The following is a 23,257-nucleotide window of genomic DNA, read 5'->3' as shown; positions in this document are numbered from 1 at the left end:
CTCCTTATGTAGATGATTGCAGATATATAGGAAACTTTTGTGAACGCGTTTGACATCCCTACCCTTCCTAGATTCGTTAAATGACTTCTATTCCGTTTTTATATTATACCATTTTTTAACGAAATTTGATCAGAGAGTGATCATTGTCGTAAAAAGGTAATTTTATTTTTTATAGAAGAAATTGAGCGTGTGAATTGGTAAATGATTGGGAGGTCGAACGCATTCCGGCTTAAGCATGACACAAGATTCGAATAAGAATCGATTTTCCTTACGAAGACCTTACCTATTTGTAATTCTCGCAATGGACAGAAATCGACGGTGACCGGTTCGTTCTTCCTTTAATTCCTCCCTACGCCTCGACAGCCTTAAGAGCGGGTGCTATCCTTAACATAACTTTACGGCTGGGAAAAGGGGGGCGTCCATTTGCGGAAGACTCGATTGGATAACGTACCGATCTCGGAGGCTCGGGAACGGTTACTCGCCGCCGCCTCTCTGGTTCCCGATGTAGAAGAGGTGTCGGTCACCCGCTCTACGGGATGGATGACGGCAGAACCGGTCTTCGCCCGCTTTTCGATGCCAGCCTATCCCGCTGCAGCTATGGATGGGATCGCCGTGAAGGCTGTCTTGACAGAACGTGCCTCTTCAGAGTCCCCGATCCTGTTGATGGAAGGGCGGGACTTTGACTATATCAATACTGGCGACCCGCTCCCAGCGAACCGGGACGCTGTCATCATGATCGAGCACGTGCGTGAGCGAGAAGAGGGTTTGGCGGAAGTTCGCACAGCAATTCCCCCTTGGAAGCATGTGCGGCAGGCGGGAGAGGATGTGGCCGCAGGAGAAATGATCATCCCTGCTCGTCACCGGATTCGTCCCGTCGATATAGGAGCGATGCTGGCCGGCGGTAGGACGCAGGTAAAGGTATTGAAAAAACCTCGTGGGGCGATCATTCCGACGGGATCGGAAATGGTCACTCCCGGTACTTTGCCAAAGCGGGGACAAATTATTGAGTTTAACGGGGCGGTTTTTGCCTCTTATTTGGAAGAATGGGGGGCCGAAGCGGTGAACCGAGGAATCGTCCCCGACGATCCGGAAGCGATTCGGCAGGCGGTGCTCGACTCGGTAGCGGATTGTGACTTCGTCATTCTGAATGCAGGCTCCTCTGCGGGTACCAGGGATTATACCTATCAGGTACTGTCGGAATTGGGAGATGTCCTGCTGCATGGAGTGGCTGCTCGTCCGGGGAAACCGGTGGTCTTGGCCGTAGTTAAGGGGAAGCCGGTCCTTGGACTTCCCGGGTATCCGGTGTCCGCTTACCACTCCCTTGACTGGTTTGCCCGTCCTTTGATCCAAACCTGGTATGGGGAAAGGGAAGGAGAGGGTCGTCGATTGACGGTGCGCCTATCCCGTTCCATCTCCGGGAAGCTGGGAGCGGAGGATTTTATCCGGCTGGGCGTTATCTATAAGGAAGGAGAATTTTGGGCTTTTCCCCTTCAACGAGGGGCGGGAGTAACGATGTCTCTGGTGAAAGCCGATGCTCTCCTACGCATTCCTTCCCAAGAATCCGGTTGGGAAGCGGGTGAGCGGGTAGAAGTGGAGGGGCTTCGTTCCCCATCGGAAATAGCACGCACCTTGTGGTTGGCTGGGGAGGATGACCCCCTGTTGGATCGGTTGGCTTCTCTTTTTCAACAGCAACACCCGGGCTGGTCCTTACGGCGGTTATCCGGGAACGGCGATAATCGCTCTGGCGGCGATTGGCACGGGTTAGTAGGCGTTGCGGATAGGATGCGGGAAACTTTCGATCCGGCAGGAGGAGTTTTCTTTCGCTTGGTGGAACGGGAGTGGGGCTGGCTAACGATGCCGGAAAATCGGGGAAGGATATTCGGGGGGAAGGGTATTCCCAAGGCAGACCTTGGTCTCATTCGTCCGGCTGCTGGGAGCGGATTGGATGACGGGTTGGATAGGAAGTACCGAGAGGCAGAGGAGCTACTGGAGGGGCGATTGCGGAGAGAGCCGACTCTCCTGAAGGCGGCGGCAGCCGTGGCCTCAGGAACTGCTGACGTGGCTGTTGGAACCCGGACGGCGGCGCACCCATTTGGCCTTTCCTTTATCCCCGCTGGAATCCTCCCCCTGGATTTGTGGCTTCCAAACGCCACCTTGAAAACGGAGGGAGGAGGGAGGCTCCTTTCCACCCTTCGATCCCGAGCTTTCCAGCAGGCGGCGGAGGAACTGCCTGGTTATAGCACTCGGTCGACGGGAGAAAAATTGGAACAATCAAACGAAGGGGTGGTCTCATGGGACAACCAGAACCAGTGACAGACCGATTGGGACGACCGCTCCGAGATCTGAGGGTATCCATCACTGACCGTTGCAATTTTCGCTGTCGGTACTGTATGCCAGCAGAGGTTTTCGGACCTGATTATCCCTTTTTACCCCGCAAAGAATTGCTTACCTTTGAAGAGATCACACGACTCGTTCGCCTGTTTTCGGGCTTCGGTGTGGAAAAAATCCGTCTGACTGGAGGGGAACCTCTTCTCCGCAAGGATCTTCCCCAACTGGTTCGGATGATTAAAGGGGTGCCGGGGATCCGTGATGTGGCCCTGACCACCAACGCCTCTCTGCTGGAAAAGCAGGCGGAAGCACTTCGGGATGCGGGCCTGGATCGAATCAATGTCAGCCTCGATGCCTTGGACGAAACCGTCTTTGCCGAGATGACCGGGAGGCGATCCGCCGTCGACCGTGTCCTTTCGGGAATCGAGGCTGCCGCCCGGGTTGGCTTGGTGGTTAAAGTGAATATGGTTGTCCAGAAAGGGGTCAATGAAAGTCAGATCTTGCCCATGGCCCGTTTTTTCCGGGATAAAGCCCACATCCTTCGCTTTATTGAATACATGGATGTAGGGAATAGCAACGGGTGGGATCTTTCCCAGGTGGTTTCCAAACAGGAAATCGTGAACCGTATTCATCGGGAGATGCCTCTTGTACCCGTTGATCCCAATTACTTCGGTGAAGTGGCATCCCGTTATCGTTACGAGGGAAGCGATCAGGAAATCGGCGTCATCTCCTCGGTAACGGATACCTTTTGCGGTAGCTGCACCCGGGCCCGCCTGTCGGCGGACGGTCGGCTGTATACCTGCCTGTTCGCTTCAGAGGGGACCGATCTGCGAGGCCCTTTGCGGGAAGCGGAAACCGATGAACAGTTGGCGAATCACATTCGAAACATTTGGCGGGACCGGCAGGACCGTTACTCGGAAGAACGCCTCGCCGATACCCCGACCGCGCCTCGCAAGAAAGTAGAAATGTCTTATATCGGGGGTTGAAAAGAGGATGAACCAGGAAAATCCGTTTACCCATATCAATGATCAAGGACGAGCCCGCATGGTCGATGTGAGCGGAAAAGCCGTCACCCGGCGGACAGCGACAGCCAGAGCCGTCATCCGTATGCAACCACAAACCCTGACGGCGATCCGGGAAGGGAGCGTAAGTAAGGGGGATGTACTGGCGGTAGCCCAGGTGGCGGGGATCATGGCTGCCAAGAAAACGCCGGAACTGATTCCCATGTGTCATCCGATTCCGATCCGGGGAGCCGATATCATTTTTTCCTATGAAGGGGTGGAGCGACTGGTGGTTGAGGCGACAGTAAAGACGGACAACGTAACCGGCGTCGAGATGGAAGCCCTGACAGCCGCTTCCGTGACCGCTCTCACCATTTACGATATGTGTAAGTCCTTGGATAAAGGGATGACGGTGGAAGAGACAAGCCTTCTATCCAAAACCGGGGGCAAGAGCGGCGATTATCAACGGGAGGAAAGATGAGCATGTGGCGCGTTGGTATCTTAACCGCCAGTGACAAAGGCTACCGGGGTGAACGGGAAGACCGGAGCGGCAGGGAAATTGCTACCCTGGTTACGCGTATCGGCGGGGAACGTATCGTCCATGAGGTGATCCCCGACGAGTGGGCAGTGATCCGCCGCACCCTGATCCGTATGTGTGATCAGGAACAGGTGGATCTCATCCTCACCACGGGTGGCACGGGGTTTGCTCCCCGGGATGTTACACCAGAAGCCACCCGTTCCGTCATCGAGCGGGAGGTGCCGGGAATTCCCGAGGCGATGCGACTCGCCTCATTGGAAAAAACGAAGTTCGCTGTCCTCTCCCGCTCGGTGGCAGGAATTCGAGGCTCTACGCTGATCATCAATCTGCCGGGAAGTCCCAAAGCAGTACGTGAGTGCCTAGAGGCGATCCTCGATGTGCTTCCTCATGCCTTGGAAATATTGACTGAAAGATTCGGTGATCACGATTAACCGGGGCTGGATCTATCAACGGCGGATTAGAGGGTCGATGGAAAGGAGAATTTGATGGGAAACTGGCGTGTGAAGGTAGTGGGAGCGGTGGAGTCTCCCTATGAATTGACAGAGGAAATCGCCAACCGAATGAATGATGGGTCCGTCCGTCCCGAGGAACGGGTACCAGGAGTGGACGGGAAGGCGGTCAGCTTAAAAGCCGTTCTAGGGTATGCTGTGCTTACCCGCGGTGCAACCCATGTACGCTTTATCGCTGCGGACGAATTTCAGGCGGATATTCCCCTGAAGGAATTGGAGCAAGCTTTTTTCCTTTATCAGCGTCAGGAGGGACGCCCTCTTGAACGAGGAGGACCCCTCCGTCTCTACGTTCCTGACGGGAGCAGTAACTGCCTCAATGTCAAATCCGTCACCGAGGTGCAAGTGGTCGCACGGGAGAAGGAAGATGCAGACCGGTCGGCATCTTTCGGCTTCAGACAAACCCTTTCGCCGGATACTCTTCGTCTGAAGCACCGTTGAAGGGCCATGGAGACATATAGGCTCGACGACCACAAAGGATTCTACAGGACATCGGTTCCCTTTCATACAGTCTTCGATCAGCCCTTTTGAGCAGGAGAATATCAGGCGATTTTTTCTCGAAAAAACCGTTGACGTCTTCATCAGATGTATGCTACTCTGTTAAAGCGCCTTGAGGGACGGGCCTCATATGAAATGCGGCGGTTAAGAGGTTAAAAAAACTCTTGCTTTTTCTCCTCTCATCCGTTATAATGAATCATGTCGCTTTCAAGTGGTCCTCCGTAGCTCAATGGTAGAGCGTCCGGCTGTTAACCGGTAGGTTGCAGGTTCGAGTCCTGCCGGAGGAGCCAATGAGGAGAGATACTCAAGAGGCCGAAGAGGACGGTTTGCTAAACCGTTAGGGGGCTCTATGGCCCCGCGCGGGTTCGAATCCCGCTCTCTCCGCCATATTTGTTCCACAAGCGCTTTAGACACAAGGCCCGTTGGTGAAGCGGTTAACACACCAGCCTTTCACGCTGGCATTCAGGGGTTCGAATCCCCTACGGGTCACCAGGTATCGGACGGTTAGCTCAGGGGGAGAGCACCTGCTTCACACGCAGGGGGTCGGCGGTTCAATCCCGTCACCGTCCACCATACGCGGAGCTGTGGTGAAGTTGGAGTTCACGCCGGCCTGTCACGCCGGAGGTCGCGGGTTCGAGTCCCGTCAGCTCCGCCATTATTATGGCGGCCATGGCGAAGTGGTTAACGCACCGGATTGTGGCTCCGGCATTCGTGGGTTCGATTCCCACTGGTCGCCCCAATTTTTTATTAAAGCACCCTTATCCTTCTATCCTATTGAAGTGATGGGGCGTAGCCAAGCGGTAAGGCAACGGACTTTGACTCCGTGATGCGTAGGTTCGATCCCTACCGCCCCAGCCAACCGTGAGCCATTAGCTCAGTTGGTAGAGCACCTGACTTTTAATCAGGGTGTCGCAGGTTCGAGCCCTGCATGGCTCACCAATATAGAACGTACGCGGCAAACCAATCCGACAGGATGGTTTGCCGCTTTTAGTATGTGCAGATATGTCGGTTCCTACTCACGAAAACAAATTCATCTGACAAGAGAAGCCGGGAGAAACAACTGGCTTTGGTTTGAAGATGGGCCCGGGGGTTTGTGCCGGGATATTTTTGAGATTGGCTGTTAAATTTAATAGAAAAAGACAGCTATAAAGAGCAATCATACAGAATATCGGTAAAGGTTTGGAAAAACAGCGAAAGGGAACCTCGACAAATATACCAAAAAACGTATAAGTTACAAGGAGTTCTTTTTTATGAGCAAAAAAGAAATGGGGGACCCCCATGGGCTGTCTTTTTAAGATGATAGCGGCTGTTACCTTCATGACCTTGGTGATCGCCTCAGTACTGGGGATTTAAGGGTTTCAGGCCAGGGAGGATCACATCGTTAAGACGGATTGTTAGAATCTTTTCAGCAGTAGGGATGAAAACCCTGAGGGAGGTAAGTAATGAGTGGATACAAGTTCGTTAAAATAATAGGTATCCTTATTGGCCTTTTTGTTCTCTTCACGCTCGTGTCGTTGGTTACGTTTGATTGGCTCATGGCCCATCTACAACCTGACTAATTGGATGAACACCCATTCTCGGCCTAACGGTCGGGGATTTTTGTTTTCATGACTGGACATGATTACAAACGGGGTTTCCTCTGTCGTCCGCGCTCCTTTAAATAATTTGTGCTATCATTTATAGAAGGATAAATAGAGGGAGCCAACGGCTTTGCTGAAACAGTTGGATCGGGATTTTAAACGGCATTGGCAAGAATAATTAGAAGAACTAATCTAGTTTATTCATATTACTATGTCCCAACCTGGATAGGCATTTTAAGCCGGAATAAAGAGACAACAAGGACTGGGAGGGGATGACCATTCATACGTTTTGCCGGAACCCTCTTGTTAAGGGTTTGACCTGTATCCGTTGTGGTACTTCTTATCAGGAGGGAGACTTTTTTACTGGATGTCCGGCTTGCCGGCAATCGGGACATCCGTCTAGCCTGCGAGTGGATTACCGTTCCATGCTCCCTTGGGATCGGGATGGGAAGAAACCGGGCATGATGCGTTATGGAAATCGGTTGCCGTATACGATTTTTCCAACGCTTGGTGAGGGAAATACCCCGTTGTTGGAGCTTCCTCGCCTAGCTGACAAGCTAGGGATCAGCTCTTTTCGGATGAAAGATGAAGGACAAAACCCCACCGGTTCTCACAAGGACCGCTTTAGTCCCCTCGTTATAGCTCGGGCATTGGAGACCGACGCACGTGTCCTTGTCACAGCATCGAGTGGAAACGCCGGCTTGTCGGTGACCTCCTATGCCGCTTTTGCTGGGCTGGACTGTGTAGTCATCTCCCAAGAAAACCTCAACAAAGGGTTACAAAAAGCGATCCAAGGCACTGGAGCAAAGTTGCTTCTCATGAATCAGCCCCATGAACGCTGGGAGCTCATGCACCGTTTCGTGGAAGAAGAGGGCTATTTCCCGGTCACGAATTACATCAATCCCCCGGTCGGAAGCCACCCCTGTGGTGTTCAGGGTTATAAAACGATTGCCTATGAAATCTACGAACAGTCAGGGAATCGGGCACCCGATGCCGTACTGGTACCGACCTCTCGCGGAGATCTACTGTGGGGAATCAAAGAAGGCTTTGATGAGTTATCTCGTATCGGTCTCATCCAGCGTATCCCCCGCTTGGTAGCCATAGAGCCGATCCCACGTCTGAGTGAAGTCTTGGTGGGAGAAGACTGGCGCAAGGAGTTTACCGATGGCCATACACCGCTTCTTTCCATTGGAGGCAACACGGTTGCTTGGCAGGCAGTATCAGCACTACAGGAGACCGAGGGTAGTGCTGTGGTAGTCGGTGCCGAAGAAGCTTCTGCCGCCCAGGAGGAACTGGAGCAGCATGGGCTCTATCTGGAATTGTCCTCCGCCACGATTCTAGCCGCTGCCCGTCAGTTGATTCAAAAACGATGGATAAAGCCGGAGGAGTATGTGATAGCGGTTGGAACGTCCCATGGATGGAAATTGTGAGAGGAGCATCAATCGGGGGGCTTCCATAAGCGTCGTTGATCTCTAACGTGGTCTGTTAAGGTAAGAGAAAACCCCCGCATTTCTGACTTTAAAAAAACTACGTATCTCGTACCCCTCATCCGTCTTGCTTGACTTCAACCGCAACCTGTATGCTTGCTGTTTTGTCCCAAAAACTTTCTTATTTATTCATTTCATTTACACCTGCTTTTCTAGAGCCTTCATACTAATTTGATACAGAATCCTGTACCGTTGGGTTGAAGCCTTTAACAATTAGCCATATAGCCAAAACCAATTGTTGAAAGGCTATTGGAATGTTCAACATCATGTAGGTTTCATCCAGACCGATGAAGCGAATCATAAATAATAAGCTTGCCAATATGGACAATGTAGATCCAATAAGACCCCAAACTGACAACCAACGTGGAACTAGTTTTGTTTGGTAAAATATGCAGTTAAACAAGAGCATAGCCAAAACAAATGCCAGTGTCGTTGCCACATGGTTTACCAAATCACGTCCTGCTTGCAACAATCCACCTAAGGTCTGAAAATACGATTCATCCAGAGTTCCAACTTTTGTAAATTCGTGGCTTAATGTCAATAGCAACAGAAGAATGATTACACCAATAATAATGAACACACCTGCAATAATGCCGAAAGCAACAGATCCAAGAGCTAAACCTTTATTATGCTTACTTAAAATTGGATACATCAAAATAGGAATACCAACATATGCAGCAACCATTAACAACTGGAAAAACGCTCCTATTAGTACCTGGTTTTCATATGTAATAGCCTTGACTATGTAGTCTGCTCCATCTATAACAGGAACAACACTAAATATACCCGCAACCATCCCGGCTATTAATAACAATCCAGTAATTACTGCAGACCTTCTATCTGAACTTGCACTCTTTCTCAACATATTTAACCTCCCTATAATATCTACCTTTAAAAAATATAACATGGTAAGGTAAGATAAAACAGATACTTTAATATGATTAGGCCTCTGTCAAGAAAGTGGACACTACCAAAAATATTATGACCCTTTCTTAGATGAATTCGTTTCCTATTCTAGAAAACTCAATGTGTCTGTAGATCGTTTCAATCGCTTTTCTTTTGTCTTAATATAATTTCAAGTAAATTGCGATAACTATCTTGACAAAGGCCGATTTTAACCAGCTCCACTGTCCTACCCCCCTTCTGTCGAAACTTAACCCAAGGGGCAGGACAACGACGATTCTTCTTGCCTATGTCTCTTAATGATACCTCAAGTCATCTGGTAAATCTATGAAAATGCCCAAAAGGAACCCTAGATAAGCAGCCAAAAAAGGATCCCTCACTTCTTTTTTGAAAAACCGCTTGACTCAACCTATGCCCCGTGGTAAGATAGTTCTTGTCGACGCGAGGCGAAGACATTTCGACGCTGAAGCCAATCAGAGGTTGAAACAGCGTTATTTTGCGGGTGTGGCGGAATTGGCAGACGCACTAGATTTAGGATCTAGCGCCTCCGGCGTGGGGGTTCGAGTCCCTCCACCCGCACCAGACAATTTTAAGAAACGGGCGGTCGTGGTGGAATCGGCAGACACGCTATCTTGAGGGGGTAGTGGCCGCAAGGCCGTGCGAGTTCGAGTCTCGCCGACCGCACCAATTTTCTTTCTTCATTGCTTTCCGGGGTGTGGCTCAGCTTGGTAGAGCGCCTCGTTCGGGACGAGGAGGTCGCAGGTTCAAATCCTGTCACCCCGACCATTAAAAGAGAACCAGTGATTATGCGGGTGTAGTTCAGTGGTAGAACATCGGCCTTCCAAGCCGAATGCGAGGGTTCGATTCCCTTCACCCGCTCCAAAGACGGACCGCAGCTTATCGGCTGCGGTTTTTGTATAGGTTTTTTGTCGAAGATGAAAGGGGAAGGGGTGTCCATGATGAGGGATGAATTCCAGTTGATCCGGGAGTTGCTTCGGCACCGGCCCCGACCGGGAAACGAGGTGGAAGTGGACGTAGGAGATGACGCCGCCGTTATCTGTCCTCGGTCGGGGATGTCCCTGGTGGTAACCTGTGATACGATGATGGAAACCGTTCATTTCCTTCCCTGTACCATGGCCGCCTCGGATATCGGCTGGAAGGGGATGGCTGCCAATATCAGTGATATCGCGGCCATGGGCGGCAATCCCATTGGGGCGGTCATTTCCCTGGCGGCACCGGAAGAGTGGTCGGATGGCCAATTGGCGGAGGTTTACCGGGGATTGGGAGAAGCGGCCCAGCGCTTCGGAGTATCCATCCTTGGCGGGGATACCGTCCGTTCTCCGAAGCATCTGGTCCTGACAATCACGCTGCTGGGAGAAGTGGAGAAAGGGAAAGCCCTGTTGCGATCATCTGCCCGACCGGGGGATATCGTCTTTGTTACGGGAGATTTGGGGAGCTCTGCTGCCGGGCTTCATCTCCTTCAACGGGAAGATGCTGAGGAGTGGCAAGGGTGTTTTTCCTCCTTGGTTCAAGCTCATCAACGCCCTATTCCCCGAGTGGATGCAGGCCGTTTGCTCCTTGCCTCCGGCTTAGTCCCGGCCTGTGATGACATCAGTGACGGATTGGCGCAGGAGGCTTCCGAGATTGCCGAAGCGAGCGGAGTCCGGCTGGTGCTGGAGGGGGAGCGAATTCCTTTGGCGCCGGATATGCGGGCTTATGCATGGGAGTGCGGAATCGATCCGCTCAACTGGGCGTTGAGTGGCGGGGAGGACTTTCAGCTTTTGGGGACAGGCTCCAGAGACACCTGGGAGGCACTCCGGGAGCGGGCGACCGCTTGCGGAATTGACCTGATCCCCGTCGGCTGGGTGGAAGCGGGAACCCCAGGGGTAGACTATGTAGAAAACGGGAAACGAAAACCATTAACTCAAAAAGGGTATAACCATTTTGCGGCAAACGGGTGATCCAAGTGAAAGGATGTCGATTTGTTACCAACAGCGCGGATGAGACGCGGGAATTAGCCGGTCGGCTAGCTGAACGGTTCCAACCTGGGGATGTGGTTGCCCTCGAGGGAGATCTGGGTGCGGGGAAAACGACCTTTTCCCAGGGGGTAGCGAAAGGATTGGGGATAGAAGAATCGATTGACAGCCCCACCTTCACGCTTATCAAGGAGTATGGAGAAGGACGGCTTCCTTTTTACCATATGGATGTTTACCGGTTGGACTCCCCCGATGAGGAACTGGGGTGGGATGAGTACTTTTACGGAGACGGAGTGACGCTGGTGGAATGGGCAGAACGGATCCAGAACTGGCTGCCGGACCGGTTGATTCGGGTAGCCATCCGGCATTTGGAAAGCGGCGGCAGGGAAATCACCGTTCTCCCGCCGGATGAGTGTGAGGAACGAATCTGCCGGGGGGGAAAAGCGTGATGAAGTGGTTGGCCATAGATACGTCGACCCTGGTATTGGGAGTGGCCGTTATGGAGGAAGGGGGCCTCCTCGGGGAAGTTACCACGAACTTACATAAAAATCATTCTGTTCGATTGATGCCCACCGTCGCTCGCCTGCTAGAGGATCTGGATCTGTCGGTGTCTGATCTGGATGCTGTGGCCGTTGCGGGCGGCCCAGGCTCCTATACGGGGATACGGATCGGTTTTACTACCGCCAAGACGATCGCCTGGAGCCGGGATATTCCCCTGTACCGTGTATCCAGTCTGGCGGTATTGGCGATGAACGGCCTCCGGTTTCCCGGGGGGGTCGTCCCGCTGTTTGATGCCCGTCGCAATCGGGTCTATACCGGATTGTATCAAGGGAGGCTGGGGGAGGTCATCCCAGCGCTCCCGGAGCGGGTCATCGATTTGGATCAGTGGCTGATGGAGTTGAGAGGGAAGGGGCCGCTTCTCTTTTTAGGAGATGATACGGCTCGGTTTCGTGACCGGATTATTGAGGTGCTGGGAGGAGAAGCCCATTTCGGGTTGGCTGCAGAAAATGTGTCTCGTGCCTCTCTTTTGGGAGAGTTGGCCATCGCCAGCCGGAGGCGGGGCGAAGATCCGGAACTGGAAGATGCTGCCCCGAATTATCTGCAACTGGCCGAGGCGGAAGCCAAATGGTTGAAGGGTCAGACGAACGGAGTGACCAAGGATGGAGCGTCTACCGATTGAATTTCGGCCGATGACCCTGGGGGACATTCCCGCCGTCCTGCAAGTGGAACAGGCTTCTTTCACCACTCCCTGGACACGGCAGGCTTTTTACAACGAATTGGCTTACAATCAATTTGCCCAATATATGGTGGTGGAGAAGGAAGGCCGTGTCATCGGCTACTGTGGAATGTGGCTGATCTTGAATGAAGCGCATATTACCAATATCGCCATCCATCCCGATTACCGGGGGAGGGGGATCGGGGAGATGATGATCGACGGCATGATGGCGTTGGCACGGGAGGCGGGAGCAGACAGCATGACCCTGGAGGTGCGCGTCTCCAATGCGATCGCCCAACAACTGTACCGAAAAAAAGGCTTTGAAATGACGGGCATCCGACCGCGTTATTATACAGATAACCAAGAAGATGCCATGATCATGTGGGCGAAACTGGATGGAGGATCCGATGAAGCAGACAGAGAAGTGCTTGGTGCTGGGTATTGAGACAAGCTGTGATGAAACTTCCGCAGCTGTGGTGGAAAACGGACATATCCTAAAATCCAATCTCATTTCTTCCCAGATGGATGTACACCGCCGTTTTGGCGGGGTGGTGCCGGAAGTGGCTTCCCGTCGCCATGTGGAACGGGTAACGCAGATTATCCAACAAGCCTTGGATGAAGCAGAGGTGCGGCTGACCGACCTGTCCGCTGTTACTGTTACCCAGGGACCAGGGCTGGTAGGGGCGTTGTTGATTGGGGTCTCAGCGGCGAAGGCCCTTTCCTTTGCTGCTGGCTTGCCTTTGGTAGGGGTCCATCATATAGCGGGTCATATCTATGCCAGCCATCTGGTGGAACCTTTACAGTTTCCCCTCGTGGCCTTGGTGGCTTCGGGGGGCCATACGGAGCTCATCTATATGCCGGATCACAACCGGTTCGAACGGTTGGGCAAAACCCGGGATGATGCCGCGGGGGAAGCATTTGACAAGGTGGCCCGAGTGCTGGATCTGCCTTATCCCGGAGGCCCCCATATCGACCGGCTGGCTAAGGAAGGGATTGCCACATTGGATCTCCCTCGGGCCTGGCTGGAACCGGACTCTCTCGATTTTAGTTTCAGCGGGCTGAAATCAGCGGTCATCAATCTCCTCCATAATACCCGCCAACGGGGAGAGGAACTGAACAAAGCGGACTTAGCTGCCAGCTTTCAGGATTCCGTTGTCGAAGTTTTGGTGGAAAAGGCCATCCGAGCGGCGAAAATGAAGGGAGTTTCCGAGCTGGTCCTGGCCGGAGGGGTCTCCGCCAACTCTCACCTCCGGGAATCTCTTACTCTCCGTTGTAAAGAGGAAGGTCTGCATCTGCGAGTGCCTCCCTTGAAGTTGTGTACAGACAACGCGGCCATGATCGCAGCCGCCGGTACCTACCGATTCCGGGACGGTCAACTGGCCGGGTTAAACCTGAACGCAGAACCCAATCTATCTTTAGTGTAAGGGAAAAGAACGGCGTTAAGCGCCGTTCTTTTGTTTTTTGCCGAAGAAAAAGCTGTTTCCATTGTGGATGGATGTGGATAAAAAGAGGGGGATGTCTGTGGGTTTTGTGGATAAGTTGTGTGGATAACGAGATATCGGTGGTTTGATTGTGGATAAAACTGTGGATACCTTGTGGAGGATCTGGGGACATACAACCACAGGCTTGGGGAACCCTAGCTATGGAGTGTGGAATGTTTGAGGGAGGGGCGGTTGTTGCGAATCGGCTGGTTGGTGCTTATCCTTTCTCTGCTGGCAGGGGGATGGAACGGAGAAAATCTCAAGGTTTCCGCACAGCCTGGGAAGCTGGGAGAAGAGCCGCTCAGACAAATTTGGGTGGTTAATATCCATGGCTTAACCTTGGGCGATCTGCGGGAAACCTCTTTTCCCCATTTGCGGGAATGGCTCCATCATTCCGTTGTCGGGGGGATGAATCTAAAAACCGGAGGGAAGGAAACGGAAGCCAATCGCTATGCGACGCTGGGTGCCGGGACGCGGGCGGTCGCTCCTACTGGAGAGATGTTCTATCATCCGAAGGAACAACCGGATCCCACCTTGGCACCGACCCATCTCGCGGCGGGCCTCCTTTACGCTCAACGCATGGGGCGGATCCCTCCCTCTCATGCAGTGATTTATCCCGGTATTATGGAATATGTGCGACAGAATGAGGAATCCCCTTATGAGGTTCAACCGGGGGCGCTGGGGGAAGTTTTGAAGCAGAAGGGGTTACACGTTCTTGCCCTCGGCAATATGGACGAAGGGGAAAAACCGGTCCGTTACGCTCCTTTTTTAACCATGGACAAGAGGGGGGTGACGGAAGAAGGAGAAATCGGGGTGAACACACTTTCCTCAGCACCCGGTCGCCCTTTTGGTGTAAAGACGAATTACCGGCGGTTGGAAGAGCGTTTGTTTTCCTGGAATAAGCCCGGGTTGGCTGTCATTGACCTAGGTGATCTTCACCGCTTACAGCAGTTTGCCGGTCAGATGCTCCCGGAGCAACATGAGCGGGTGAAAAAAGAAGTATTGGGGGAAGTGGATCGTTTTATTGGGAAAGTAATGGCCCAGGCGGACCGCGATACCGCGGCTGTCCTCGTTTCTCCAGGGACCGGAGTTCCAGTGGAAAAATCGGAAGCAGAAGGGTTGCTGCCTTTGCTCGTCTATCGGAAGGGAGAGCCGACAGGGTTGTTGCGTTCAGCGACCACCCGACGGCCCGGGATCATCGCCAACATCGACTTGGCCCCTACCCTGCTCCAATTGCTGGGGATCGATTCCCCTCGGGAAATGGCCGGACAGCCGATGCAACGGGTCGGGGGTACCTTGGCCGAATTTTGGGGCACGGTCGAACGGACAGAAACCATCAACCGGCTTCGCCCATCCGTCCTGTACTCCTATGTCTTGTTCCAGATCATGGTTCTCCTCATCGGTTTGGCCCGTTTGTTGCGGGAACCTCGTCGACCGGGGAGCGGTGTGCAGGCAGTTTTGCTCGGGGTGATGCTCACGCCTTTTCTGTTCCTGATGGTGTCGGGTGTAACGGCGCGTTCTTACTGGATCGTGTCGGCTCTTGTTTTTGCGGCGGGGATGGTCGCTTCCCTATTGATGTCCCGGCTCCGCACTCTCCCTCTCCTGTTTTGGACAGGGCTGGTCGGGTTTTTACCTGTGATTTTGGATGGCTGTCTGGGCGGTCCCTTAATCCAACAGTCCTTTCTCGGCTATGATCCGATCAAAGGTGCACGGTACTACGGGATTGGTAATGAATACATGGGGGTGGTTCTCGGTTCCACTATCCTAACCGCCGCCGCCTGGCTGGAAAAGAGAGGGACCATATCCAAACGGGTCCAGTTGGTGATAGGAATCCTTTTTCTCGGTGTCGTCCTTTTTTTTGCAGCTCCATTCTGGGGTACCAACGCGGGTGGTGCATTGGCCTGTGCCGTCGGTTTCGGCGTAGCCTGGGTACGTTTCTTTCATCGGGGGAGTCGCCGTTGGTTGTTGTGGCAAGCGGGGATTTTCTTGGTTGCTGGCGGTTTGGTCCTGTACCTGATGAATATGGTCTTCCATGTTGGTGCCCCCACCCATATCGGGCGTGCTTTTGGCCTCCTCAGTGAAGGGAATTTGGAAGAAATCCTTCATATCATGGATCGAAAATTGCACATGAATTGGAAGTTGATCCAGTTCTCATCCTGGGGAAAACTGTTTCTAGTTTCCCTTGGGACGATGATTCTTCTCTCTCTCCGACCGGCGGGAGGGTTAAAACGATTAATGGAAGCTTATCCTCAGCTTTTCAACGGGTTCGTCGCGATTTTGGCGGGTTCTTTGGCTGCTCTCGCTTTCAACGATTCGGGCATTGTTGCCGCCGCGACGGCGATCGTATACGCGGTGATGCCGGTGATGATTTTGGCCTTTCGGGAGTGGAGTCGGTCTCATGACCCCTCCCCAGAAATCACGGGCTCCCGTACATAAAAACCCCGCCGCGGGTGAGGGCCGGGCGGGGTTGTCAGCTTTCGATTTTATTCTTCCTCGGCTGAAACGGGTTTTAGCGGGCCGGAAAATTCCTGTTCGAATTCTTCTTTGTGGCGGCGCTCGATCTTTTCCGTGACGATCATCGTTACGCCTGTGACCACGAGGATACTAATAAAAAAGAAAGAGAGGAACCAAATCCATCCTTTAAGGTTAATCCAATCCGTAAAGAATTCCAATCCATCAACCTCCTTAGTTTTGACCCCGCTCCGGTCTCTTTTTGTTTTGGAGCATCACCATTATAAACTACAACTTTTGGAGGAATGTTTCGTTCTAATGAAAGATTTATTTTCCATATAAGCCGCGGTTCTGCTTTCCAGCTTCGTTTTTCCGGTAGAATACCGGAAGTCGAATATGATAGAATCTTTGCAAAACCTTGCAGCGGAAGAAGGGAAGGATATGAAGGCACCAGGTGGTATAAAGGGGTCCGGCACCCGTCGGAGCGTTCTTTTGGGAGCTGCTTTCTTGATGGCTACGTCTGCCATTGGGCCTGGGTTTTTGACGCAAACGACGGTGTTTACTGAGCAGTTGCTGGCCAGCTTCGGCTTTGTTATCCTGATCTCCATCCTGCTGGACATCGGGGCCCAATTGAACATTTGGCGGATCATCGCGGTGACAGAAAAGCGGGGACAGGATATTGCCAATGCCGTACTTCCCGGTCTCGGTTATCTGGTAGCTTTTGCTGTCTCCCTTGGAGGATTGGCTTTTAACATCGGAAACTTGGGGGGTGCAGGGCTTGGCGTGCAGGTGATCACAGGACTTGATCCCCGATGGGGTGCAGCCCTCACCGCGATCCTGGCCATCGGAATTTTTCTGTCGAAAGAAGCGGGAATGGCGATGGATCGGATCACCCGATGGTTGGGAGGATTAATGATCCTCCTGACTGCTTACGTTGCCTTTGTAAGCGGCCCCCCGGTGGGAGAAGCCGCCCTCAAAACGGTGGCACCGGACAAGGTGGATCTAATGGCCATTATTACCCTAGTCGGGGGTACTGTGGGAGGATATATTACTTTTGCTGGTGGTCACAGACTTCTCGATGCCGGGATCAGCGGAAAGGGGAGTCTGAGGGAGGTCACAAAGAGCTCTGTTTCGGGAATTTTAGTGGCTTCCCTGATGCGGGTGATCCTGTTTTTGGCCGTCCTGGGCGTCGTGGCCCAGGGGGTGAAATTGTCTCCCGCCAACCCGATGGCGACCGTTTTTGAAACGGCGGCTGGCGGGGTCGGTCTGAAATTGTTCGGCCTTGTCTTATGGGCGGCTTCCGTCACTTCAGTTGTGGGGGCCGCTTATACATCGGTGACCTTCCTCACTTCCTTTTCACCGAAAGTGAAGGAAAAACAGCCCATGTTTGTCATCGGTTTTATCTTGGTATCCACTTTGGTCCTGGTTATGGCCGGGCAACCGGTACAGTTGTTGATCCTTGCAGGAGCGCTCAATGGACTCATTCTTCCCCTTACTTTGGGGACCATTCTCATCGCGGCTCATCAAAAAAGGATTGTTGGATCGTATCGCCATCCCGTCTGGATGACGGCATTTGGTACAGTAGTCGCTCTGGGAACAGCTTGGCTCGGAGGGGTCACCCTCATGGAAAAATTGCCGCAGCTCTTTTCGCAGTAAGTTGAGAAAGAGGGAGAGGGGGCCGTGTATTGTCACTCCATTTTCAACCCCTGGGAGACACGGGAGTGCGGGTCCAGTTTGGAGATCGCATCGATCCGGCGATCAATAACCAAATTCGAAGGTATTGCCGCCGACTGAAGAAGCTGTCGCTGGAAGGCGTAGTGGAGTGGGTACCTTCCTATACAGCGGTTACGGTCTACTACCAGCCTTATCGTGTCAGGTATGGAGAATTGGTCCGCATCCTCTCGGAATTGGTGGAGGAGATAGAATCCGATCAGGAGCTGGAAAGCCGGTTGGTAGAGATTCCTGTCGTTTACGGTGGCAGGTTTGGGCCTGACCTGGAGGAGGTGGCCCGATACAGCGGCCTTACTCCAGAGGAAGTGATCCGTATCCACAGCCAATCACCCTATCGGATCTACATGATGGGATTTGTCCCCGGGTTTCCGTATCTGGGAGGCATGTCGGAGACCATTGCTGTCCCTCGGCTGGAAAAGCCCCGGGAAAAAATCCCCGCCGGTTCCGTGGGGATCGCCGGGGCTCAGACAGGCGTTTACCCCCTGGAAACGCCAGGGGGATGGCGGTTGATCGGGCGGACTCCCCTGCGCCTGTACGACCCGCACCGACATCCGCCGATGTTGCTGGCTGCGGGTGACCATGTGCAGTTTCGACCGATTTCAGAAGAAGAGTACAGCAGCATCGAAGAAGAAGTGGCTCGGGGAAAGAATCCAGTGAAGGAAAAAACGTGGGAGAGTCGGACCGATGAAACTACGGATTGATTTAAACAGTGACTTAGGCGAGAGTTTTGGCTCCTATACCATGGGCCGGGACGAAGAGATTCTGGAATACGTCAGTTCCGCCAATATTGCCTGCGGCTATCATGCTGGAGACCACAACGTCATGCAGAAAACCGTACGAGCAGCCGTGAACAAAGGAGTAGGCCTTGGCGCTCATCCCGGATTGCCGGATTTGTTGGGCTTTGGTCGCCGGTACATCGCCATGGAGCCTGAAGACGTCTTCAATCTGACCCTCTATCAGGTCGGGGCGCTTGCCGCTTTTGCCACCGCTGAAGGGGCGAAACTCCAACATGTCAAACCTCATGGGGCTCTCTTTCATATGGCCTCCAAGGAAGAAGCGATTGCCGAGGCGATCGCCGGGGCTGTGGCTGCAGTGGACAAGGGACTAATCCTATTCGGGCTTGCAGGTAGTCTATTGGTGAAAGCGGGCCGGAAGGAAGGGCTCCCCGTGGCAGAGGAAGTTTTTGCAGATCGGACCTATCTACCTGACGGCACCCTAACTCCTCGTACTCTCCCCGATGCCTTCATCCATGACCCCGGCGAGGCAGCCGCCCGAGTGGTGCGGATGCTGAATGAAGGGAAAGTTCGCGCCGTTGACGGCACGGATATTGAATTAAGAGCGGATACAGTATGTGTTCATGGAGATGACCCCAAAGCCGTGGCTTTCGTCCGTCACCTCTGCGGGGCCTTCGAAGCAGAGGGAATCGATGTGAAACGGGTGGGTGAGTCGTGAATAGGGAAATCCAGGTACTGAAAAGTGGGTTATTGACGACGGTGCAGGACCTGGGGCGGACCGGCTATCAACAGTACGGCATGGTCGTCGCCGGAGCGATGGATTCTTTTTCTTTTCAGGTGGCCAACCTCCTTTTAGGGAATCGCCGGGGAGAAGCAGGGCTGGAAATCACGATCACGGGGCCGGTGCTCTATTTTGGCTGTGATATCCGTATCGCTCTGACCGGGGGAGATTTAGGACCGAAGCTGGATGGGGAAGAGGTGCCGATGTGGAGGAGCCTTCAAGTGAAGGCGGGGCAAATCCTTTCCTTTAGCGGCGCGAGACAGGGAATGAGGGCTTATCTGGCTGTTGCCGGGGGCATCGCTGTAGAGCCAGTGATGGGGAGCAAGTCCACGTATATAAAGGGCGCTCTGGGAGGTTGGCGAGGGCGTAAGCTGAAGGAGGGGGACCGCCTTCCTCTCGCGCAATCCGAGGAGAAATCGGGGAGAGCCGGGCTCCGGCTGGCCCATGATCAACGGCCTGTTTACCGACAAGAGACGGAGTTACGGGTGGTGATGGGGCCTCAGAACGATGCTTTTACTTCAGCAGGGGTGAAAGCGTTTCTCTCTTCTTCCTACGAAGTGACTCCTCAATCGGATCGCATGGGTTACCGGTTGAAAGGTCCGACCATTCGCCACCGGCAGTCGGCCGATATCCTCTCTGATGCCACGGCTCCCGGTTCGGTTCAAGTGCCTGCTGATGGGCAGCCGATTGTGTTGATGGCGGACCGGCAGACGACCGGTGGCTATGCCAAGGTTGCAACGGTGATCTCCGTGGACATCCCATTGCTTGCCCAAGCCGCCCCTGGCCATAAGATCACTTTCCGACAAGTGGATATGGAGGAAGCACAACAGACGGCTATCGATCAGGAACGCTTGTTGCGGAAGCTGGAGGCAGGAGCCCGGGGCCTCGAGGCTCGATAGCTTGTGTTCTCTGGAATATACAAAGAAATCCCCCTTCCACGACGGGGGATTTCCCTTATTCTGCGATTTCTGCCCAGCGTTCCGTCTTTTCTCCGAGGGTGTCCTCCAATTCCATCAAGCGCTGTTGGCGGGAGAGGCTTTCGTCGGGGGAGCCGAAAATCTCCGGACGGCAAAGCTCTTCTTGGATGCGGGCAATCTCTGTTTCTAGAGATTCGATTTCCCGCTCTAGCTCTTCGATTTCTTCTCGAATCCGGCGCTCCTCCCGTTCCCGTTGTCGTTGGAGTCGGACCTCCTCTGTGTAGGAGGTGGCGGAGGGGGTTTCAGGGGTGGATGCTATTCCGGCTTGGGCCTGATTCCTTTCTAGCCAGGCGTTGTAATCCCCGGAGAAGGGATGAACACCTTTGTTTTTTACTTCCCAAATGCCCGTTGCCAGGCGGTTGATGAAATAGCGATCATGGGAGACAAACAGGATGGTGCCGGTGAAGTTCTCCAGCGCTTCTTCCAGCCTCTCCTTCGTGTCCATGTCCAGGTGGTTCGTCGGTTCGTCCATCAGAAGGAGATTGCCTCGGTTGAGGAGGCGTTTTACGAGGGAGAGACGGGCTTTTTCGCCGCCGCTCAAAGCATGGATCGTCTTATAGACATCGTCGCCGCTGAACAGGAATTGTCCGAGAAAAGAACGGACCGTTGTCTGGTCCAGCTTCGGGTGGGCTTTCCAGACTTCCTCCAGAACGGTTTCTTCTTCGCACAATTCTTCCTGCTCCTGAGCGTAATAATCGACCTCGACCCCGGTGCCGAAAGTGATCCGGCCTCCGAGAGGAGGGAGGTGTCCAGCCAGGGTTTTCAGCAGGGTGGTTTTGCCAGTCCCATTGGGGCCTAGGAGTGCGATCCGTTGACCGCGTGCTAGTTGCAAGCTTCCTCCATGAATCAATGGGGCGTTCGGGTCGTAGCCGATGGTGAGATCTTCCGTCTCCAGAACCTGGCGACCGCTTTGGACAGCGGGTTCAAAACGGATCCCCGCCTTTTTCCGTTCAGAGGGTGGGCGGTCCATCCGTTCCATTTTTTCTAAGGCTTTGCGGCGGCTTTGGGCTCGTTTTGTGGTGGAGGCTCGGACGATGTTTTTCTGAATGAAGGTCTCCATCCGCTTGATTTCCGTCTGTTGCTGTTCGTATTCTTTTTCCCATTGAGCGAGATGTTCTGCTTTCTGTCTCATGTAATCAGAGTAGTTTCCGGGGTACCTCGTTGCGTGGCCGCGATCGATCTCATAGACGACTTGGACAAGACGGTCCAGAAACCAGCGGTCATGGGAAACAATCAAGAGGGCGCCGGGATGAGTATCCAGGGTCTGCTCCAGCCAAGTGAGGGCATCCATATCTAGATAGTTGGTCGGCTCATCGAGGATGACGAGGTCGGGGCGTTCCAGCAGCAGTTTGGCCAGGGCGAGGCGGGTTTTTTGTCCACCGCTCAAGGCGCTGACCTTTGTTGATTCCCAATCCAAATGCCCTAGACCCAACCCGTGGAGAGTGCCCCGCGCTCGGGCCTCAAAGCCATATCCCCCGGCTTGCTCAAACCGTTCTTGCAGGCGGGCGTACTGTTCGGCCACTTTGGTGTAACGGAGCTCATCGGAGTAGACGTCTTCCCAGCTCATTTCCTCTTCCAGCTTCCGTAGGTCCGCTTCCATCGCTTTCAAAGGAGCAAAGACCGTTAATACTTCTTCCCAGATTCCACGCTCCGAATTCCACTCCCCCTCCTGAGCGAGGTATCCTACCCGTGCCTGTCTTGAAACGGACACGTCTCCGTTATCAGCGGCAAGGCGTCCGGTCAAGATTTTCAACAGGGTGGATTTGCCGGCACCGTTGGGTCCGATCAGGCCGACTCGTTCTCCGTCTTCGACTCTGAGGTTCACTCCGGCCAGTACCGGCGTACCACCATAGGATTTATGGATGTCTTTTGCTTGTAGAATCGTCACCCGTACTCACCTCCATGATTCACCATCCTCCATTGTAACGGATGGAGGTCCGGGAGGAAACGATGGCCTCTTTGTAAGGGATCCACTCTGGGCGGGCAGCCTGCCGTGGATCATATCCCACACGTGATATAATGAAGCCAATCATTCAGGAGGTGGAGGATTGAAACGAGAAAAAGAAGCGTTGCGGGCCCGGTTATTGCAGAAGCGGAAAGAGATGGAAGCGACGCAGGCGGAACATGAGGCGGCGGCGATCTGCCGGCATTTCAGGGAGTATTCCGCTTTCCGGGAAGCGGGGACTGTTCTTTTTTACATGCCCCATCGTGGGGAGGTGAATGTCCGTCCTTTGCTGATGTGGGCTCGGGAGATGGGGAAACAGGTGCTCCTTCCCCGTGCTCATCCGGCAGGTCGTCTCCTCACCCTCCATCGGGTCGACCATCCGGAGGATGTGACCGCCGGGGCATACGGGATCTTGGAACCGGTAGAACGGCCAGGAAATCAGGTAGCAGCCAAGGAGGTAGACCTGGCAGTGGTGCCCGGTGTGGGCTTCGATACCGCCGGTTACCGGCTTGGCTACGGTGCGGGCTATTATGACCGGTTCTTCGCCAATGAAGGGGCCTCCATCAACCGTATCGGTGTTAGCTATAGCTTTCAGCTGGTAGCGACGGTTTACCCCGAATCTCACGATGAACCCTTGCATGGGTTGGCCATTCCTGATGGGGTGTTGGACCTCCCACTCAAGGGGGCAGCATACGATCGATAGACCCCACTCCTCACAGAAGACCGCCTCGATCCCCTTCTGTCGAGGGGATCAAGGCGGTCAGTGGGTCGTTGGACGTGAAAGGGAGCGTGTTCTTAGCGAATGAAAGAGCCGATGATGGGGTAGTCGTAGCGGCGATCCTTGAGTGCGCTGACGATGCCCATGATGGGAGCGATAAATCCGATCAGAGCGAACAGGATCAGGAAGGGAATTCCGATCAGAAGGAAAGAAAAGATGTACGAAACGGAGACCAATAGCCAGATCACAAAGTGAAAGACCATGGCTTGTTTAGCTAGTCGTTTAAGGTCTTCATCCGAAGTGAACAGCCAGACAAACAGGGGTACCAACAAGGGGGCGAACCAGGTACTTGCATGGACGAGGATTTTCAGGGCTTTCATATCCTCACTCCTTTCATTCTATATTA

21 protein-coding genes and 12 tRNA genes are annotated in these 23,257 nt (G+C 53.5%); 29 read left to right on the top strand and 4 right to left on the bottom strand.

Annotated elements, in window-relative coordinates:
• Window positions 1-423: 423 nt before the first annotated feature.
• From ACFOUO_RS00575 to ACFOUO_RS00510, 14 genes are all read left to right on the top strand, one after another.
• Window positions 424-2,313 carry a molybdopterin-binding protein gene (locus ACFOUO_RS00575; protein ID WP_380701096.1) on the top strand — a complete coding sequence of 630 codons (1,890 nt, stop codon included), beginning with the start codon at window positions 424-426 and terminating at the stop codon, window positions 2,311-2,313.
• On the top strand, window positions 2,292-3,314 hold the full coding sequence (gene moaA, locus ACFOUO_RS00570) for a GTP 3',8-cyclase MoaA (protein WP_380701094.1): 1,023 nt from the start codon (window positions 2,292-2,294) through the stop codon (window positions 3,312-3,314). Before ACFOUO_RS00575 ends, moaA begins: the two co-directional genes overlap by 22 nt.
• 7 nt (window positions 3,315-3,321) lie before the next feature.
• The gene (gene moaC / locus ACFOUO_RS00565; protein WP_380701092.1) at window positions 3,322-3,810 is read left to right on the top strand and encodes a cyclic pyranopterin monophosphate synthase MoaC; all 489 of its coding nucleotides are present in this window, start codon (window positions 3,322-3,324) and stop codon (window positions 3,808-3,810) included.
• Between the two features lie 2 nt (window positions 3,811-3,812).
• On the top strand, window positions 3,813-4,298 hold the full coding sequence (gene mog / locus ACFOUO_RS00560; RefSeq protein ID WP_380701210.1) for a molybdopterin adenylyltransferase: 486 nt from the start codon (window positions 3,813-3,815) through the stop codon (window positions 4,296-4,298).
• A 54-nt stretch (window positions 4,299-4,352) separates the two neighbouring features.
• A complete protein-coding gene (locus ACFOUO_RS00555) occupies window positions 4,353-4,814 on the top strand; it encodes a molybdopterin-dependent oxidoreductase (protein ID WP_380701090.1) in 462 nt (153 codons plus the stop codon).
• A gap of 272 nt (window positions 4,815-5,086) precedes the next feature.
• Window positions 5,087-5,161, top strand: a tRNA-Asn gene (locus tag ACFOUO_RS00550).
• 4 nt (window positions 5,162-5,165) lie between these two features.
• Window positions 5,166-5,258 (top strand) — tRNA-Ser (locus ACFOUO_RS00545).
• Between the two features lie 29 nt (window positions 5,259-5,287).
• Window positions 5,288-5,363, top strand: a tRNA-Glu gene (locus ACFOUO_RS00540).
• A gap of 6 nt (window positions 5,364-5,369) precedes the next feature.
• Window positions 5,370-5,444, top strand: a tRNA-Val gene (locus tag ACFOUO_RS00535).
• 5 nt (window positions 5,445-5,449) lie between these two features.
• Window positions 5,450-5,526 (top strand) — tRNA-Asp (locus ACFOUO_RS00530).
• 8 nt (window positions 5,527-5,534) lie between these two features.
• A tRNA-His gene (locus tag ACFOUO_RS00525) sits at window positions 5,535-5,610 on the top strand.
• A gap of 44 nt (window positions 5,611-5,654) precedes the next feature.
• Window positions 5,655-5,729 (top strand) — tRNA-Gln (locus ACFOUO_RS00520).
• A gap of 5 nt (window positions 5,730-5,734) precedes the next feature.
• Window positions 5,735-5,810: transfer RNA gene (locus ACFOUO_RS00515), tRNA-Lys, on the top strand.
• 913 nt (window positions 5,811-6,723) lie between these two features.
• Window positions 6,724-7,881: a threonine synthase gene (locus ACFOUO_RS00510; protein WP_380701088.1), complete on the top strand. Its 1,158-nt coding sequence runs from the start codon at window positions 6,724-6,726 to the stop codon at window positions 7,879-7,881.
• 223 nt (window positions 7,882-8,104) lie between these two features.
• Here the strand turns inward: ACFOUO_RS00510 and ACFOUO_RS00505 are convergent, their stop codons facing one another.
• Window positions 8,105-8,803, bottom strand: coding sequence for a DUF4386 domain-containing protein (locus ACFOUO_RS00505; protein WP_380701086.1), 699 nt, complete (start codon window positions 8,801-8,803; stop codon window positions 8,105-8,107).
• Window positions 8,804-9,339: 536 nt separating this feature from the next.
• Between ACFOUO_RS00505 and ACFOUO_RS00500 the strand changes: the two genes are divergently transcribed.
• The 10 genes from ACFOUO_RS00500 (at window position 9,340) to ACFOUO_RS00455 (ending at window position 15,950) form a co-directional block, all read left to right on the top strand.
• A tRNA-Leu gene (locus ACFOUO_RS00500) sits at window positions 9,340-9,423 on the top strand.
• 18 nt (window positions 9,424-9,441) lie between these two features.
• Window positions 9,442-9,528 (top strand) — tRNA-Leu (locus tag ACFOUO_RS00495).
• Between the two features lie 22 nt (window positions 9,529-9,550).
• Window positions 9,551-9,627, top strand: a tRNA-Pro gene (locus tag ACFOUO_RS00490).
• 22 nt (window positions 9,628-9,649) lie between these two features.
• Window positions 9,650-9,723: transfer RNA gene (locus ACFOUO_RS00485), tRNA-Gly, on the top strand.
• Between the two features lie 77 nt (window positions 9,724-9,800).
• Entirely contained in the window at window positions 9,801-10,802 is a 1,002-nt protein-coding gene (gene thiL / locus ACFOUO_RS00480; RefSeq protein ID WP_380701084.1) for a thiamine-phosphate kinase, read from the top strand.
• A 5-nt stretch (window positions 10,803-10,807) separates the two neighbouring features.
• On the top strand, window positions 10,808-11,266 hold the full coding sequence (gene tsaE / locus ACFOUO_RS00475) for a tRNA (adenosine(37)-N6)-threonylcarbamoyltransferase complex ATPase subunit type 1 TsaE (protein WP_380701082.1): 459 nt from the start codon (window positions 10,808-10,810) through the stop codon (window positions 11,264-11,266).
• Entirely contained in the window at window positions 11,266-11,997 is a 732-nt protein-coding gene (gene tsaB, locus ACFOUO_RS00470) for a tRNA (adenosine(37)-N6)-threonylcarbamoyltransferase complex dimerization subunit type 1 TsaB (RefSeq protein WP_380701208.1), read from the top strand. Before tsaE ends, tsaB begins: the two co-directional genes overlap by 1 nt.
• On the top strand, window positions 11,978-12,478 hold the full coding sequence (rimI, locus tag ACFOUO_RS00465) for a ribosomal protein S18-alanine N-acetyltransferase (RefSeq protein ID WP_380701080.1): 501 nt from the start codon (window positions 11,978-11,980) through the stop codon (window positions 12,476-12,478). The genes tsaB and rimI overlap by 20 nt, the downstream gene beginning before the upstream one ends.
• Window positions 12,441-13,457 carry a tRNA (adenosine(37)-N6)-threonylcarbamoyltransferase complex transferase subunit TsaD gene (tsaD, locus tag ACFOUO_RS00460; protein ID WP_380701078.1) on the top strand — a complete coding sequence of 339 codons (1,017 nt, stop codon included), beginning with the start codon at window positions 12,441-12,443 and terminating at the stop codon, window positions 13,455-13,457. The genes rimI and tsaD overlap by 38 nt, the downstream gene beginning before the upstream one ends.
• A gap of 252 nt (window positions 13,458-13,709) precedes the next feature.
• A complete protein-coding gene (locus ACFOUO_RS00455) occupies window positions 13,710-15,950 on the top strand; it encodes a hypothetical protein (RefSeq protein WP_380701076.1) in 2,241 nt (746 codons plus the stop codon).
• A gap of 47 nt (window positions 15,951-15,997) precedes the next feature.
• On the opposite strand, the gene ACFOUO_RS00450 is transcribed toward ACFOUO_RS00455, so the two are convergent.
• On the bottom strand, window positions 15,998-16,186 hold the full coding sequence (locus ACFOUO_RS00450) for a hypothetical protein (RefSeq protein ID WP_380701074.1): 189 nt from the start codon (window positions 16,184-16,186) through the stop codon (window positions 15,998-16,000).
• Between the two features lie 220 nt (window positions 16,187-16,406).
• On the opposite strand from ACFOUO_RS00450, the gene ACFOUO_RS00445 reads away from it, so the two are divergent.
• From ACFOUO_RS00445 to ACFOUO_RS00430, 4 genes are read left to right on the top strand one after another with little or no spacing between them, the layout of a single operon-like run.
• Window positions 16,407-17,621: an NRAMP family divalent metal transporter gene (locus tag ACFOUO_RS00445; RefSeq protein ID WP_380701072.1), complete on the top strand. Its 1,215-nt coding sequence runs from the start codon at window positions 16,407-16,409 to the stop codon at window positions 17,619-17,621.
• 29 nt (window positions 17,622-17,650) lie between these two features.
• A complete protein-coding gene (pxpB, locus tag ACFOUO_RS00440) occupies window positions 17,651-18,397 on the top strand; it encodes a 5-oxoprolinase subunit PxpB (RefSeq protein ID WP_380701070.1) in 747 nt (248 codons plus the stop codon).
• Window positions 18,381-19,148 carry a LamB/YcsF family protein gene (locus ACFOUO_RS00435; RefSeq protein ID WP_380701068.1) on the top strand — a complete coding sequence of 256 codons (768 nt, stop codon included), beginning with the start codon at window positions 18,381-18,383 and terminating at the stop codon, window positions 19,146-19,148. Before pxpB ends, ACFOUO_RS00435 begins: the two co-directional genes overlap by 17 nt.
• Window positions 19,145-20,110, top strand: coding sequence for a 5-oxoprolinase subunit C family protein (locus ACFOUO_RS00430; protein WP_380701066.1), 966 nt, complete (start codon window positions 19,145-19,147; stop codon window positions 20,108-20,110). The genes ACFOUO_RS00435 and ACFOUO_RS00430 overlap by 4 nt, the downstream gene beginning before the upstream one ends.
• 55 nt (window positions 20,111-20,165) lie before the next feature.
• On the opposite strand, the gene ACFOUO_RS00425 is transcribed toward ACFOUO_RS00430, so the two are convergent.
• Window positions 20,166-22,076 carry an ABC-F family ATP-binding cassette domain-containing protein gene (locus tag ACFOUO_RS00425; RefSeq protein WP_380701064.1) on the bottom strand — a complete coding sequence of 637 codons (1,911 nt, stop codon included), beginning with the start codon at window positions 22,074-22,076 and terminating at the stop codon, window positions 20,166-20,168.
• A gap of 160 nt (window positions 22,077-22,236) precedes the next feature.
• Between ACFOUO_RS00425 and ACFOUO_RS00420 the strand changes: the two genes are divergently transcribed.
• The gene (locus tag ACFOUO_RS00420; protein ID WP_380701063.1) at window positions 22,237-22,836 is read left to right on the top strand and encodes a 5-formyltetrahydrofolate cyclo-ligase; all 600 of its coding nucleotides are present in this window, start codon (window positions 22,237-22,239) and stop codon (window positions 22,834-22,836) included.
• A 92-nt stretch (window positions 22,837-22,928) separates the two neighbouring features.
• Here ACFOUO_RS00420 and ACFOUO_RS00415 read toward each other — a convergent pair whose 3' ends face one another.
• The gene (locus tag ACFOUO_RS00415) at window positions 22,929-23,231 is read right to left on the bottom strand and encodes a DUF4870 domain-containing protein (RefSeq protein WP_380701061.1); all 303 of its coding nucleotides are present in this window, start codon (window positions 23,229-23,231) and stop codon (window positions 22,929-22,931) included.
• Window positions 23,232-23,257: the final 26 nt, after the last annotated feature.

Origin of the sequence: Salinithrix halophila, from assembly GCF_042650125.1 — a bacterium.
Lineage (GTDB): Bacteria > Bacillota > Bacilli > Thermoactinomycetales > DSM-45169 > Salinithrix > Salinithrix halophila.
This window is presented reverse-complemented; position numbering and strand designations above follow the sequence as displayed.